This is a genomic window from Neobacillus sp. NRS-1170 (genome assembly GCF_050468025.1).
In genome coordinates this window covers 23,738-39,141 of sequence record NZ_JBITPF010000047.1, presented here as the reverse complement: position 1 = coordinate 39,141, position 15,404 = coordinate 23,738, and the positions used below count along the sequence as shown (strand labels likewise).

General features: G+C 39.3%; 14 protein-coding genes, 1 pseudogene and 1 riboswitch. Of the genes and pseudogenes, 11 read left to right on the top strand and 4 right to left on the bottom strand.

The annotated features are described in order from the left end of the window. Window positions 1-3 precede the first annotated feature (3 nt). The 4 genes and pseudogenes from ACIFOT_RS19980 (at window position 4) to ACIFOT_RS19965 (ending at window position 3,947) form a co-directional block, all read left to right on the top strand. Window positions 4-246 carry a DUF2584 domain-containing protein gene (locus ACIFOT_RS19980; RefSeq protein ID WP_430067090.1) on the top strand — a complete coding sequence of 81 codons (243 nt, stop codon included), beginning with the start codon at window positions 4-6 and terminating at the stop codon, window positions 244-246. Between the two features lie 977 nt (window positions 247-1,223). Next, entirely contained in the window at window positions 1,224-1,742 is a 519-nt protein-coding gene (locus tag ACIFOT_RS19975; RefSeq protein WP_430067089.1) for an RNA polymerase sigma factor, read from the top strand. Continuing rightward, window positions 1,726-2,682 (top strand): hypothetical protein, encoded by a 957-nt coding sequence (locus ACIFOT_RS19970; RefSeq protein ID WP_430067088.1) that lies wholly within the window; start codon window positions 1,726-1,728, stop codon window positions 2,680-2,682. Before ACIFOT_RS19975 ends, ACIFOT_RS19970 begins: the two co-directional genes overlap by 17 nt. 82 nt (window positions 2,683-2,764) lie before the next feature. Next, window positions 2,765-3,947 (top strand): annotated as a pseudogene (locus ACIFOT_RS19965) (IS3 family transposase). Here ACIFOT_RS19965 and pckA read toward each other — a convergent pair. Continuing rightward, window positions 3,944-5,527 (bottom strand): phosphoenolpyruvate carboxykinase (ATP), encoded by a 1,584-nt coding sequence (gene pckA / locus ACIFOT_RS19960; protein ID WP_430067087.1) that lies wholly within the window; start codon window positions 5,525-5,527, stop codon window positions 3,944-3,946. The pseudogene ACIFOT_RS19965 and the gene pckA sit on opposite strands and share 4 nt — an antisense overlap. A gap of 264 nt (window positions 5,528-5,791) precedes the next feature. Beyond that, window positions 5,792-5,921: riboswitch (SAM riboswitch) on the top strand. Window positions 5,922-6,188: 267 nt separating this feature from the next. On the opposite strand from pckA, the gene metK reads away from it, so the two are divergent. Then, window positions 6,189-7,388 (top strand): methionine adenosyltransferase, encoded by a 1,200-nt coding sequence (gene metK, locus ACIFOT_RS19955; protein WP_430067086.1) that lies wholly within the window; start codon window positions 6,189-6,191, stop codon window positions 7,386-7,388. A gap of 213 nt (window positions 7,389-7,601) precedes the next feature. Beyond that, a complete protein-coding gene (gene asnB / locus ACIFOT_RS19950) occupies window positions 7,602-9,506 on the top strand; it encodes an asparagine synthase (glutamine-hydrolyzing) (protein WP_430067085.1) in 1,905 nt (634 codons plus the stop codon). A 167-nt stretch (window positions 9,507-9,673) separates the two neighbouring features. On the opposite strand, the gene ACIFOT_RS19945 is transcribed toward asnB, so the two are convergent. Beyond that, a complete protein-coding gene (locus tag ACIFOT_RS19945; RefSeq protein ID WP_430067084.1) occupies window positions 9,674-10,186 on the bottom strand; it encodes a gamma carbonic anhydrase in 513 nt (170 codons plus the stop codon). Between the two features lie 108 nt (window positions 10,187-10,294). On the opposite strand from ACIFOT_RS19945, the gene ACIFOT_RS19940 reads away from it, so the two are divergent. After that, window positions 10,295-11,098: a lysophospholipase gene (locus ACIFOT_RS19940; RefSeq protein ID WP_430067083.1), complete on the top strand. Its 804-nt coding sequence runs from the start codon at window positions 10,295-10,297 to the stop codon at window positions 11,096-11,098. Between the two features lie 18 nt (window positions 11,099-11,116). Then, a complete protein-coding gene (locus tag ACIFOT_RS19935; protein ID WP_430067082.1) occupies window positions 11,117-12,199 on the top strand; it encodes a tetraprenyl-beta-curcumene synthase family protein in 1,083 nt (360 codons plus the stop codon). Between the two features lie 22 nt (window positions 12,200-12,221). Here ACIFOT_RS19935 and ACIFOT_RS19930 read toward each other — a convergent pair whose 3' ends face one another. Further along, window positions 12,222-12,794 (bottom strand): class I SAM-dependent methyltransferase, encoded by a 573-nt coding sequence (locus tag ACIFOT_RS19930; RefSeq protein WP_430067081.1) that lies wholly within the window; start codon window positions 12,792-12,794, stop codon window positions 12,222-12,224. Between the two features lie 4 nt (window positions 12,795-12,798). After that, entirely contained in the window at window positions 12,799-13,749 is a 951-nt protein-coding gene (locus tag ACIFOT_RS19925) for a TIGR01212 family radical SAM protein (protein ID WP_430067080.1), read from the bottom strand. A 258-nt stretch (window positions 13,750-14,007) separates the two neighbouring features. Between ACIFOT_RS19925 and ACIFOT_RS19920 the strand changes: the two genes are divergently transcribed. The 3 genes from ACIFOT_RS19920 (at window position 14,008) to ACIFOT_RS19910 (ending at window position 15,402) form a co-directional block, all read left to right on the top strand. After that, window positions 14,008-14,271, top strand: a complete 264-nt coding sequence (locus tag ACIFOT_RS19920) for a YtzC family protein (protein WP_430067079.1) — start codon at window positions 14,008-14,010, stop codon at window positions 14,269-14,271. A 14-nt stretch (window positions 14,272-14,285) separates the two neighbouring features. Next, window positions 14,286-14,465 (top strand): glycogen biosynthesis protein GlgD, encoded by a 180-nt coding sequence (locus ACIFOT_RS19915; RefSeq protein WP_430067078.1) that lies wholly within the window; start codon window positions 14,286-14,288, stop codon window positions 14,463-14,465. A 424-nt stretch (window positions 14,466-14,889) separates the two neighbouring features. Beyond that, window positions 14,890-15,402: a NapC/NirT family cytochrome c gene (locus ACIFOT_RS19910; protein ID WP_430067077.1), complete on the top strand. Its 513-nt coding sequence runs from the start codon at window positions 14,890-14,892 to the stop codon at window positions 15,400-15,402. Window positions 15,403-15,404 lie beyond the last annotated feature (2 nt).

The window sequence follows — 15,404 nt, the reverse complement described above, 5'->3', positions numbered from 1 at the left end:
TTGATGGGTATGCCTCTTGAATTAAATACGATGATTGTAACAAAGGGTAGAGAGAAGCGAGTGGAAGAAAACCTATTTACTTTAGAAAAGGAAGGATTCAGACTCTATCCAATTGAGATTCCAATTGATGTGAGAAAAACAATCGAAAGCGATTCAAACGGAATCGCAATGATTAAAAAAGTAGAATGGCAAAAAAACAGCACAACCATCACGTATCAACTAATTTCATTGAATTCCACGAACTAAGCGGGCTGATAGATGCCTGCTTTTTTTCATGGTCACTGTGAAAAGCTGACAGTGACCACGAAGGTCTTTTTTTATATTGAACGGTCACTATAAACGGTTTATAAAGCCCGTGCCCGTCACCATCAAAACTTCAAGCTATCGGTCGTTATGAACGGCTTATAAAGCCCGGCACGGTCAAAAAATTCAAGCCGCTGGTCGTTATGAATGGCTTATAAAGCCCGTGCCGTCAAAAATTCAAGCTGCCGGTCGTTATGAACGGCTCATAAAGCCTGTCACCGTCAAAAATTCAAGCTCCCGGTCGTTATGAACGGCTCATAAAGCCCGTCACCGTTAAAAATTCAAGCTGCCGGTCGTTATGAACGGCTTATAAAGCCCGTCACCGTTAAAAATTCAAGCTGCTGGTCGTTATGAACGGCTCATAAAGCCCGTCACCGTTAAAAATTCAAGCTGCCGGTCGTTATGAACGGCTTATAAAGCCCGTCACCGTTAATAATTTAAGCTGCCGGTCGTTATGAATGGCTTATAAAGCCCGTCACGGTCAAAAATTCAAGCTGCCGGTCGTTATGAACGGCTCATAAAGCCCGTCACCGTCAAAAATTCAAGCTGCCGGTCGTTATGAACGGCTCATAAAGCCTGTCACCGTCAAAAATTCAAGCTGCCGGTCGTTATGAACGGCTCCTAAAGCCCGTCACGGTTAAAAATTCAAGCTGCCGGTCGTTATGAACGGCTTATAAAGCCCGTCACCGTTAAAAATTCAAGCTGCCGGTCGTTATGAACGGCTCATAAAGCCCGTCACCGTTAAAAATTCAAGCTGCCGGTCGTTATGAACGGCTTATAAAGCACGTCACCATCAAAAATTCAAGCTGTCGGAAAGTTTAACACAGCTTTTAAATAAAGTGTAAGAATTAAAAAGAATGAAACGTCTTATTATTATAAAAATTTTTTAATCATAAGTACTATGTTAGGGGGGAGCAAGGTTGGAGCGAGCTCATCCAATTGAAAAATGGTTCATTCAATATGAAAAAGATGTCACAAATTATTTAGTCTATTATACAGGAGCGATGGATGTAGAGGATTTGGTTCAGGAGACCTTTTTGCGGGCGTTTCGAGCGTATAGCCGATATAAAAATGAAGCGAGCCCGAAAACCTGGCTGATTTCAATCGCGAGAAATACAGCCATAGATTTTTACCGAAAAAGATCCGTTTGGCAAAAGCTTAAAAAGCTTTTAGATAATGAATCACCAAAACCTCTTGAACCTACAGAGGAAATGCTGCTTAGGAAATTCGAATATGAAAAATTATACGAGGCGATAAACCAACTAAAAGATAATTATCGGGATGTAATCATACTTAGGGGGATTGCCGAACTTTCTTCACAGGAAGCCGGCCAAGTTCTCGGTTGGTCAGAAAATAAAGTGAATGTAACATTTCATCGGGCAGTGAGAAAATTAAATGAGTGTCTGAAGGAGGGGGAGTACTTTGAGGAAATTATCTGATAAAGATTTGTTAGAGATGCTCTCAAATTTTCCAAAGCATGAATTAACAACAAAACAGAGGACGGATATGTTAATGGTAATTGATGAGGCAAGTACTAGAAAACATAGAAAACCATTTAACTTTCAAAGAATGGCAGCGTTGGCCGCCTTATTTGTCCTAGTATTATTAGCTCCACTCCTTTATTTCACTGACAAAAAAGATTCTTCTTCACAACTTACCGGCTCTGGAAGAACCAAGGCAGTACAACAGGGTGAATATTTTGCACTTAAGGATACGGACGGCTCTCCTCTTTATGCAGATAGTAATTTTGGAATTCCAAATAAGGTAAGCCTGCTGGCACCATTGGAATGGATAGCGATGGACCGAAGGGGTGTATCGAAGATAGCCGTTTATTTATGGGGCGACTACGAAAAAGATTTTGCAAATAAACCTCTTAAAATTGATGCTGTACATGTAAAAACAGGGGTAAAAGAACATCTAGCAACAACCGTTATTTCAGGAGGAATGTATGGGTCAGATGGTCATGCAATGACGGGCTTTAAATCGCTTGATTTACCCGGCAAATGGAATCTAGAATTCACGGTAGGCAATAAAAAAATCGGCGAATTTTCTATCTATGTAAAAGAGCCCTATGTTAAAGTTGGTAATTCTACTCTGATGATTTCGCAAGAAGATTTGTTCGCTGGTTTCTACGAGGATGTTTCCATTGAAGCAGAGGGAGATGACCTTCCTTCTGAATTAAAATTAGAGGTATTTGCTGTAGAAAATGGAGAGGTATCCGAATTTATCTTTAAAGATAAAAAAGATTACACGACAATGGATGGTAAAAAGATCTCGATGTATCAAGGAAATTTCCACCTTAAAAAAAGCGGTAAGTACCGTTTTACCATTTTACAAAAATCAGAAGCAGTAGAAGTAAGAAAGCCCTTATCAAATTGAAGAGACCTAGTTAAATAAGACAAAGGAAAAAGCACCCCCTGAATCGTATTTAAATAATACGTGACTCAGGAGGTGTTTTCTTATGGGAAAGAAAAATGCTTACTCAGAAGAAGTTAAAATGGCCGTTATTAAGATGAAATTGAGTGGTGAGTATTCAAACCGTGAAATTATGGATAAATTCGAAATAACCAATGTTACTCAGGTTAAACGGTGGATGCAATGGTATCGTGAAGGGCAACAATATCGTTTAGCACAAGGGATAGGTAAACAATACTCTTATGGGAAAGGTTCTAAAGGATTATCTGAAAATGAACAATTAAAGAGAGAAAATGAGCATTTAAAGGCACAAATAGAAATTTTAAAAAAGTACCAAGAAATCGAGAGGAGTTGGTTCCAGAAGCTGTAGTCGCCTTAGTTGAAAAATTAAAAGATAAATATTGTGTAACTTTACTATGTCATTGCTTAGATATACCTAGATCTACTTTCTATAGGTGGAGAAAATGGGGGCAAAAGGTTAAAACTGAACTCGAAAAACAAATTATTGAAATTTGTAAACGTCATAAATTTCTAATTGGCCATAGGACAGTCAGAGCCTGGCTATTACGCGATTATAAGACGAAGGTCAATCGTAATACAGTACAACGGATCATGCAAAAATATAACCTGCAATGCCGGGTAAAGCCAAAACGTAATAATAATATATCTGGCGAAATGAAGGTAGTCGTACCTAACCATTTGAATAGGAATTTTAAAGCTTCTAGACCAAATGAAAAATGGGTAACTGATATTACTTACCTTCCGTTCGGACAATCTATGTTGTATCTAAGCACAATCATGGATTTATTTAATAATGAGATTATCGCATATCAAATTAGTACCAACCAAGATGTTTCCTTAGTAATAAATACTTTAAAAGACGCTGTAGAAGGTCGTGAATTGAAAGGCTTAATACTTCATAGCGATCAGGGATCCCAATATACGTCCCACTCATTTCAAAGAATAGCAAAAGAAAAAGGCATTACCACAAGCATGTCCCGGAAAGGCAATTGCTTGGATAATGCCGTCATTGAATCCTTCCACTCCACCATAAAGTCGGAAGAATTCTACTCTCAAGGAAGAGAGTTTCTTACAAATTCTATTGTAATCGAAAGAGTTGAAAAATTCATCAATCATTATAATCAAACACGACTTCAGGCAAATTAAACTACCTGTCCCCTATTGAGTTTAGAAAACAGTTCAAATTTATAAGGGCTTTTCGTATTTAAGCGATCGGTCCGCCTTTTTCTTCGATTTCAGCAGCGACATTCGTAAACTTTTTAAAGTTTCCACGGAACTTAGCAGCAAGTTCTTTTGCTTTCACTTCATAGGCTTCTGGGTCTGCCCACGTTTTATTTGGCTGAAGAACTTCATCAGGAACACCGGCAATATGAAGCGGAATATTCAGGCCGAAGATTTCATCCTTGACTGTTTCTACATGGTTCAATTCACCCTCAAGTGCCGCTTGAACCATTGCGCGTGTATAAGAAAGCTTCATACGGTTTCCGACACCATATTCGCCGCCAGTCCAGCCTGTATTGACTAAAAAGACATTGGCATTATGCTCAAGAATTTTTTCACCAAGCATTTCAGCATAACGAGTTGCAGGAAGCGGCAAGAAAGGCGCTCCAAAGCAAGTAGAGAAGGTTGCTTGTGGAGATGTGATTCCACGCTCGGTTCCGGCAAGCTTTGATGTATAACCGCTTAAGAAATGGTACATTGCTTGCTCTTTCGTTAATTTTGCAATTGGAGGCAAAACTCCAAAGGCATCTGCAGTTAAAAATACAATTGTATTTGGATGCCCTGCGACGCTTGGCAGAACAATATTATCTATCGCCTGAATTGGATAGGCTGCTCTTGTATTTTCAGTTAATGTTCCATCATCATAATCCGGGATTCTGGATTCTTGGTTAACCGTAACATTCTCAAGCACAGTACCGAAACGAATGGCATCGAAAATTTGCGGTTCTTTCTCACGGGTAAGGTTAATACATTTCGCATAGCAGCCGCCTTCAATATTAAAAACGCCATTGGAAGACCAGCCATGCTCATCATCGCCGATAAGCTTTCGATTTGGATCTGCTGAAAGGGTAGTTTTTCCCGTACCGGACAAACCAAAGAATAATGCCACATCCCCTTCAAGCCCAACATTCGCAGAACAGTGCATCGAAAAAATATTGTTTTCAGGAAGCAAATAATTCATAACAGAGAAAATTGATTTTTTCATTTCACCGGCATATTCCGTTCCACCGATTAACACAATGCGTTGTTCAAATGAAATAATAATAAAGGTTTCTGAGTTTGTGCCATCTACAGCTGGGTCTGCCTTGAAATTAGGAGCAGAGATTACCGTAAAGCCTGCTTCATGTTCGAGCAATTCGTCTTCCGTTGGACGAATGAACAGCTGGTGAGCGAATAAATTATGCCATGCAAATTCATTTACGACTTGAATTGGCAGCTGCGATTTTTTATCGGCTCCGGCAAAACCTTTGAATACAAAGAGCTCATTTTGTTCCTTTAAGTACTCTAATACCTTTTGATAGAGGTTAGTAAATACTTCTTCGGAAATAGGCTGATTGGATCCCCAAGCGATTTTATCCTTTGTTGAATTTTCAACGACAATAAATTTATCTTGCGGTGAACGTCCTGTATACTTGCCTGTGGAAACACGAACTGCACCAGTTGAAGTTAAGGATCCTTCATTTCGGTTTAGAATTTTTTCAACTAACTGAGGAACTGATAATTGAACTTGGACATTATTTTCTTTAAGTAATTGCTTTAATTCATTGGGAATATGAACAGAATTCATTTTTAATTAACCATCCTTTTTATTTAATTTAAAATGGCGATTATTATATCGATTAGTATAACACATTTATAAAATTAGTCTATACTATTTAATTATTTCAAGTTGTATTTTATACATTATTCAGGGAATAAGCAAAAAGAAAATATTTATATCATGAAATTAAAATATTTTTATATTTATAGCCATTTGCATGGTAAAAGTTTCATAAATATCGATTGACACCCTTCAATATTGTAGGGTATGATTTTAATTTGAACGGATACTCTCTTATCCCGAGCTGGTGGAGGGACAGGCCCTATGAAACCCAGCAACCTGCAAACGAAGAATGGTTTTGTTTTATTTTTCGGGCAAAGGTGCTAAACCTGAGGCAAGGCTTGACCTTGAACGATAAGAGTGAAAGGCACGCAAACATTTGCACTCAACCTTTCCTCATGCGATGGAAAGGTTTTTTGTTTTTCGTGCTACATAATCGCTTTTTGTTTATCCCATCGTGAGAATCTTCAGCCGGGTTTATTATTAATACTGTGTTTATTAATAAAATACCCGTGTTTATTTCATACTACTAAGGGAATGAGTTCCGTATCAACCCGAGGTTAAACTAACAAGGTAACATAACCCCACACATAACCTCACTTTATTCAATAATATAGGAGGAATTCAGATGTCAACAAAACGTCGTTTGTTCACTTCTGAATCAGTAACTGAAGGTCATCCTGACAAGATCTGTGACCAAATTTCTGATTCCATTTTAGATGCTATTTTAGCAAAGGATGCTAATGCCCGTGTTGCGGCTGAAACTTCCGTAACAACAGGCTTAGTACTTGTAGCTGGGGAAATCACCACTTCTACTTATGTGGATATTCCAAAAATTGTTCGCGAAACAGTTAGGGAAATTGGTTACACTCGTGCAAAGTACGGCTTTGATGCGGAAACTTGTGCCGTATTAACATCGATTGATGAACAGTCTCCAGACATTGCAATGGGGGTTGACCAAGCGCTGGAAGCTCGTGAAGGACTAATGTCTGATGAGCAAATCGAAGCAATTGGTGCAGGGGACCAAGGTTTAATGTTTGGCTTTGCATGTAATGAAACAAAAGAGTTAATGCCTCTTCCAATTTCACTTGCTCATAAGCTGTCACGCCGTTTAACAGAAGTTCGTAAAGAGGAGCTTTTACCTTATCTACGTCCTGACGGTAAAACACAAGTTACCGTTGAATATGATGAGAACGATAAACCAGTTCGCATAGATACAATTGTTATTTCGACGCAGCATCACCCAGAAGTTTCGCTCGAGCAGATCCAGCGAAACCTTAAAGAATATGTGATTAATCCAGTTGTTCCCAATGAACTAATTGATGAAAATACTAAATACTTTATTAACCCGACTGGCCGTTTTGTTATCGGCGGACCACAAGGGGATGCAGGCTTGACAGGACGCAAAATCATTGTTGATACTTACGGCGGTTATGCTCGTCATGGCGGCGGTGCTTTCTCTGGTAAGGATCCAACAAAAGTTGACCGTTCTGCCGCTTATGCAGCACGTTATGTAGCAAAAAATATCGTTGCAGCAGGTCTTGCTGATAAGGTTGAAGTACAGCTTGCTTATGCAATCGGTGTAGCAAGACCAGTTTCCATTTCTGTGGATACTTTTGGCACAGGTAAAGTAAGCGAAGATGTTTTAGTTGATCTTGTAGATGCAAACTTTGACCTTCGCCCAGCTGGCATTATCAACATGCTCGGACTTCGCCGCCCAATTTATAAGCAAACAGCTGCTTATGGACACTTTGGCCGTACAGATGTTGATCTTCCTTGGGAGCGTACTGATAAAGCTCAAACATTACGTGAGCAAGCAAATCTATAATTAGTCTGATAAGGAGTTGCATATATATGTAACTCCTTTTATTTATTAGAGTCTATTTTAATATAGGGCGGGTTTAAGTAGGTCGAAAGAAGTGAAAAATGATTGTACTTGATTTTCCTCAAGTTCACAGTTCCATTTTAAAAAAAAAGTGGTAGTATAAGAGAGTATGTTTTTTAGCAAGGATATTTTGAACTGGAGTAGGTGAGGTACATAATGTGTGGTTTTATCGGTTGTGTACACGACAAAACACAAAGCTATAGTGATGAACAAAAACAACTATTTAAAAATATGAACGATATTATAACCCATCGCGGGCCTGATGATGATGGTTTTTATTATGATGACCATATTCAATTTGGCTTCCGCCGCTTGAGTATTATTGATATTGAATCAGGACATCAGCCGCTGACCTATGAAAATGAGCGCTATTGGATTATTTTTAACGGCGAAATCTATAACTATGTAGAGCTTCGTGAAGAGCTTCTCAATGAGGGCTTAAAATTTGCGACAAGTTCAGATACAGAGGTTATAATCGCTCTTTACAGCCACTTGAAGGAAAAAGCAGTGGAAAAGCTGCGCGGCATGTTTGCCTTTGTCATTTGGGATAAACAAGAGCAATCGCTTTACGGGGCACGCGACCCGTTTGGAATCAAACCGTTCTTCTATTTTGAAGACGGCGAAAGAACGTTCTTTGCTTCTGAGAAAAAAAGTATTCTCCTTGCATTAGAAAACGATGTGCTAAATTTTGATTCCTTACAGCATTATTTAACCTATCAATTTGTCCCTGAGCCAAACACCCTGTCAGAAGGAATTAAAAAGCTCGAGCCCGGACATTATTTTACAAAGAAAACCGGCTCTAAAATGGAAATGAAGCGTTATTGGAAGGCACATTTTAAGCCAGTTCAGAAATCAGAAAATGATTTCGTCAAAGAAATCCGTGACATCCTATTTGATTCAGTCGAGAAGCATATGCGAAGCGATGTTCCAGTCGGCTCCTTCCTTTCCGGCGGAATCGATTCTTCTATAATTGCGTCCATTGCCAAGCAATTTCATCCTGCAATCAAAACCTTCTCTGTAGGCTTTGAGCATAATGGATTTAGTGAAATTGATGTTGCCAAAGAGACAGCCGAGAAGCTGGGCGTGGAAAATATCAGCTATGTGATTACTCCTGAGGAATATATGAATGAAGTTCCAAAAATCATGTGGCATATGGATGATCCACTTGCAGACCCTGCCTGCGTACCGTTATACTTTGTAGCTCGCGAAGCGCGGAAGCATGTTACGGTTGTACTTTCAGGTGAAGGTGCAGATGAGTTGTTCGGCGGATACAATATTTACCGCGAACCGCAATCGTTAGAGGTATTTAATAAAATTCCGAGAGTCGGTAAGGTGCTATTAAAAGGGATCGCTAATATGATGCCTGAAGGCACGAAAGGCAAAAGTTTTATCGAACGCGGCGTGACACCGATGGAAGAGCGCTATATCGGAAATGCCAAAATGTTCACCGAAGAGGAAAAACGAGAACTTTTAAATGTGTACCGTCAAGGATTAAACTATACAGACATTACAAAACCTCTTTACGAAGAATCCAGAGGCTATGATCCTGTTGACAGAATGCAATACATCGATATTCATACATGGATGCGCGGAGATATTTTATTAAAGGCTGATAAAATGACGATGGCACATTCGCTGGAGCTGCGTGTTCCATTCCTTGATAAAGCTGTATTTGAAGTGGCTTCGAAAATTCCAACAAGCTTAAAAACAGCTAATGGTACAACCAAGTATATTTTACGTAAAGCAGCTGAGGGTGTTGTTCCAGAACATGTACTGAATCGTAAAAAGCTTGGCTTCCCAGTGCCAATCCGTCACTGGTTAAAGAACGAAATGAATGATTGGGCAAAGAAAATCATTCGTGAAAGCAATACAGATCACTTAATTAATAAACAATATGTGTTAAGACTGCTTGAGGACCATTGCCAAGGCAAAGCTGATAACAGCCGGAAAATCTGGACAGTGCTTATGTTTATGGTATGGCATCAAGTATATGTCGAAGACGTTTATTCCTTTCAGCGTGAATATGCAGCAGCAAAAGCTCTTGAAACACTGAAAAACTAATTATAAAAAATGCACCCGGAAAATTTCGGGTGCATTTTTTATGTCTAGCTCCAGCGTCTAGGGGCTCTTGGGTCTACAGCCAATCCGTCGAAAAGGTTAAAAAGCAACCTTTCCGCCGGCTCGACTTATGCTTGTCACCCCTGAGCAAGGTGCTTCCGCATTTCTTATTATGATTGTAAGGACTTATAATATTGCGCTTTCTCAGCGTACTCTCTCGTGATTCTTTCCATATCTTCTATATCCTCTGGGGTTAATTCTCTAATAACTTTAGCCGGCCTGCCAAATGCTAATGTATTAGGGGGGATTTTTTTTCCTTGCGGGACAAGGCTTCCTGCCCCAATAAAGGCCCCTTCACCAATTTCAGCTTGGTCCAAAACGATGGACCCCATTCCGATTAAGGCCCGTTTCCTGATGATACAGCTGTGAAGAATCACCTGATGCCCAATCGTTACTTCATCTTCTAAAATTAGCGGGTTATTGGGACTTTGGTGTAATATAGAATTATCTTGGATATTTACTTTATTGCCAATCTTTGTCGGGGCAACATCGCCTCTAATGACGGAATTAAACCAAACGCTGGACTCTTCTCCAATTTCAACATCGCCTGTAATCGTGACATAATCTGCGATAAAGGCCGATTCGGCAATTAACGGATACTTATCTTTAAAGGGATAAATCATACTAGTAGCTCCTTTTTTGATGATAGTTCTATTGTAGCGAAGATTGGGAGCCTTTTTCAAAGCTAAAGTTTTTTATTATTTTCAACTATTTTAGGGGGATATAAAAGTATGTGGAAGTGGGAAGCAGAAGGGGATGCAAAAGCGGTCATTGTGATAGTACACGGGGCAATGGAGCACCATCGCAGGTACGGGTGGCTGATTGAGATGTGGCGTTCTTCAGGCTTTCATGTCATTATGGCTGACCTTCCTGGGCAAGGTATGACAACACGAGCCAACCGCGGTCATATCGATTCCTTCGATGATTACATAATTGAAGTGAAGGATTGGGTACAGGCAGCCTACCGCTATAATTTACCAGTGTTTATACTGGGGCATAGTATGGGGGGGCTGATTTCAATCCGCCTTCTGCAGGAAGAAAGATTAAATATTGCAGGGGTTATTCTATCATCACCATGCTTAGGCCTTGTAAATACACCTTCAAAATTTTTAGAGTTTGTTTCACATGGGTTAAATGTCGTATTCCCTTCCTTCAGGGTCAATTCAGGTTTAACCGTTCACATGGCGACGAGAAATGCAGACGTAAGGGAAGCTGATTCCAATGATACTCTTTATGTGACAAAGGTTTCGATAAGATGGTATCGTGAACTTGCTGCGGCTATGAAGGAGGCATTCCTTAAGCTTGAACAAACTCAAGATATTCCGATGCTTCTTATGCAAGGCGGGGATGACAAAATTGTCAAGAAAGGAACCGTTAAGGAATGGTTCAATCATGTCCCATTATCGGAAAAAAGGTTTAAAGAATGGCCAAAATACTACCATGAAATTTTTAATGAACCTGAGCGTGAAGAGGTATTTGAATACGCAAAGGATTTTGTTATTAGTCAATTAAAAGCAATTGGTTATATTGTATAGAAAGGGTTGTCGTATTCCATGAAGCCAATCACCCTTATGTCCAGGGTTTATCGAAAAATACTTCCAGCCGTACACAAAGAATTGGCTTATTGGAAAAGCCGAGCTGAAAAAATTCCGAATCCTGAACTAAGAACTCAGGCTCTGGCTAGTATTGAGCATAAAACCTTTCATTGTGAGGGAGGAAGTATTCTAGCTATCACTTCAGGTGAACATTATAAAAAAGCAATTAAGTTTATTGTTGCTTATCAAACGATTAGTGACTATCTTGATAATTTATGTGACCGAAGCACCTCACTAGATCCCGATGATTTTGCGGTCCTTCATGAATCAATGCACGATGCACTTATATTAGATGCGGAAAAGAAAAATTATTACCGGCTCCGCGAGGATCAGGATGATAATAACTATTTGAATGATTTATCAGAAGCCTGCCGCGATATTTTAAGGGATGTTCCTCATTATGAATTGATAAAGGATTATCTGCTTGAACTGTGCCAATATTATTGTGATCTGCAAATTCATAAACATGTAGTGAAAGATGAACGAGTGCCGCGTCTTGAAAATTGGTTTCATCGCTATCAAAATCAATTGCCGCCGATGGAATGGTATGAATTCTCTGCCTGTTCTGGTTCAACATTAGGGATATTTTGTCTGATTTCTTATGCGATGAGGGAAGATTTTCAGGCTAGTGACGCCGAAAACATTCGAAAGGGTTATTTTCCCTATATTCAAGGCTTACATATCCTTTTGGATTATTTTATCGATCAAGAGGAGGACGTTGCCGGAGGCGATTTGAACTTTTGTTCTTATTATGAAAGCGAAGAAACGCTTTTTAAGCGGTTAAAGCATTTTGTTACGGAGGCTGACAGGCATACGGAATTTCTTCCCCATAAAAAATTCCATCAGTTAATTAATCGCGGACTATTGGGGATATACTTATCTGATTCAAAGGTCCGAAAACAGAAAAATGTACGTAAGCTAGCAAAAGGAATTATCAAATCTGGCGGATGGATAAGTTATTTCTTTTATTTCAATGGACTTGCCTACCGTTCGCTGCAAAAATCGGTGCCATCCTTTGTAACTAGACTTATGATAAAATAAAAAACCAGGCGTGGCCTGGTTTTTACCTTTTTTCAATTGCAACAACAAACGGAGGGTTATTCAGTTGATTGATAAATTGATACTGAAGAACATGTGCAGTTTTTTGGTCTATTTCTTGGCAATATTGAATTAGAGAATCCCGTTCAACGGCCCCTTTCTCGTGACCGTGATAAATAACAAGAACAATGATTCCCTGAGGTGCCATAATCTTCATTAATTGCTCAATGGCAACAATAGTCGTTTCTGGCTGGGTCACAATTGATTTATCACTGCCAGGGAGGTAACCAAGGTTAAAAATGGCCCCGGTAATTTTTCCATGATAATTCGTTGGTATTTTTTCTGATAAATGCTCGTGACCTTCATGAAAAAGGGTTACACGCTCTAACATTGCGTGTGCGCTTAGGCGTTCATTGCTGGCATGGATAGCTTCCTCTTGAACATCAAATCCAAACACTTTACCGGTTTCACCAACCAAATCGGCTAAAAATAACGTATCATGTCCATTTCCTAAAGTAGCATCTACGACAACATCGCCGGTTTGAATAGCTTTTTTAAGTAGGCTTTTTGCATACGGAAGAATTCGTTCCATTTTCATCGATTTAAACCCCTTGATAAAATTTGCCTTGCCAACTTTCCCGGCGTTTTAGTTCCGCATCAATCGAGTTTAATACTTCCCATTTGTTTACGCTCCACATCGGACCAACCATTAAGTCAATTGGTCCATCACCTGTAATTCGATGGACAATCATTTCCGGCGGTAAAATTTCTAATTGATTGCATACTAAATTTACATAGTCCTTTTGTGAAAGAAACTCGAGCATACCCTTTTCATATTGTTTCACCATTGGAGTGCCTTTTAAAAGATGAAGCAAGTGAATTTTAATTCCCTGTACATCTAATTTGGCAACTTCCCGCGCCGTTTCCATCATCATGTCATACGTTTCGAGCGGCAGGCCATTAATTAAATGCGAACAAATCCGAATACCATGTTTCCTTAACTTATTGACACCATCTACATAGCATTGAAAATCATGTGCACGGTTGATCAGTAAAGCCGTACGTTCATGAACCGTCTGTAAGCCTAACTCAACCCATAAATAGGTTCGTTCGTTTAATTCCGCTAAATATTCGACAACATCATCAGGGAGACAATCGGGACGGGTAGCGATCGAGAGACCCACTACGTTTTCCTGCTTTAGTACAGTCTCGAACTTTTCTCGCAATACCTCAACTGGAGCATGAGTATTAGTATAGGCCTGAAAGTAGGCCATATATTTACCATCCTTCCATTTTGCATGCATTTTATCTTTAATTTTGTTGAATTGTGTTTCAAGAGGCTCGGCACGGTTCCCGGCAAAATCTCCGGAACCTGAAGCACTGCAAAAGGTGCAGCCGCCATGGGCGACCGTACCATCACGGTTAGGACAGTCAAAGCCGCCATCTAACGCGACTTTAAATACCTTATGACCAAATTGATTTCGTAGGTGATAATTCCAAGTATGATAACGTTTATTATCAGATGCATATGAAAAAGGTTTTGTCTGAAGCATCCTGAAAACCTCCTTTATTTTGTAATTATGTTGATTGGAGCGGAAAGCGAAGCGCCTGGGGCGCAAATCAACATATTCAAGTTTAAAAAAAGTTTGCATAACTTTCATTTTAACATGAAGCGAAAAGCTTATCCATTGCGTTTATCACAGTTGAATTCCCAACATTTATCAAATCGTTCATTGTCATAGGAAAGCAAATGGAGAACAGAATAAGAAATGAAGCAGTGTGCTTCTAAAGAGAAGAAGGGGGTTCTAAAGATGGCAACTCGTGAATCCATGGAGACATTAATGCAGCAATGTGAGGATGCTATTCGATATGCCCAGGAACAATACAAGGAAAGCAGCCTTCAAGAGCATTATAATAACGACGATTACACTAAAGCCTTACAAACGCTTGAAGAAACCTACCAAGATATTGCAACAATGGCCCACAGTGCAAATTCTCAGCAGCGGGAGCAGCTTCACAGAATGAGGCTGCAAATTCAACAGCTTCAAAACAATATGATCCTGCAAGGGCATTAAGGGAGGGAACCTTTTTGAAAAAACGTTCAAAACAACAAAACCCCGAACAAACAACACGAAATGGCATCAATAATCAAGACCTTGAATTCGGACAAGATGTTGATGTCGTCAAGCAGGCTAAAAAGAAATATGAAAATTCAGGCGGCCAGCCAGTTAAATCGAAAATGCATCAAGAAAAAGACCAATCGTCATAATAAACATGCAAGATCCCTCATTTTTTTCTTAGAGGGGTCTTTTTTTTCTGCATCTAATCGCTTTCAAAAGTGGTAAAAATCACATGTGATATCAATTTCTCATTAAAAACACCTTCAAAATAGGATAAAAAACCTGTTCACATTTTCGAAACATCTCTAATTTTATGTGTGACGCACGTCACAGATTGAGCTGTTTTTTAATGGTTTAAATAAGATATTAGATTATAAAATTAATTCCAAAACCTCCACTTTTTGCTGGATAAAAGATTGTTTACTAGCATCTTTTTTAAAATTTTTATGTGAATTAATTCACAAAATTTTTACATCAATTAACCGCACACAGTTTTCGTTGTCAAATTTGGATTAAGGTACTAAGGTACTTTAACTATATAAAGAGAGAAAGAACTTTATGGGAGGTGAAGAGATGATTAAAAAACTTCTTAAAATCGACAAAAAGCTCTTAGTTGTTATGGCTCTGTTAGGCGGAGTATTTTTATCGCTTGTAACAGTAAAAACCATGGCCTACACAGATTCACCGGGCTTTTGTCAAAACTGTCACACGATGCAATCGGTTTATACCTCATTCATGGACTCAACCCACGCAAAATTGTCCTGCAATGACTGCCATCTTCCCCACGAGAATATAGCTAAAAAGCTTTTTTTCAAGGGTCGGGCAGGGATGACACATGTGTACTACAACTCCTTAGGCACAGAGGATATTCCTGACGTCATTCATGCGGCAGACAGAACAATGAAAGTCATTAATGAAAACTGTATCTCCTGCCACAAAAGTACGATTACGAACGTATCACATGATGCTAAGGATAGCTGTGTTTCCTGTCACAAAACCGTACCGCATGGAAAAGGCTTTAAGGATGATCATTATAAAGAGCCGCCTAAATCAGGAGAGTTATTAGAGAAAAAGGGAGGATTTTAAAA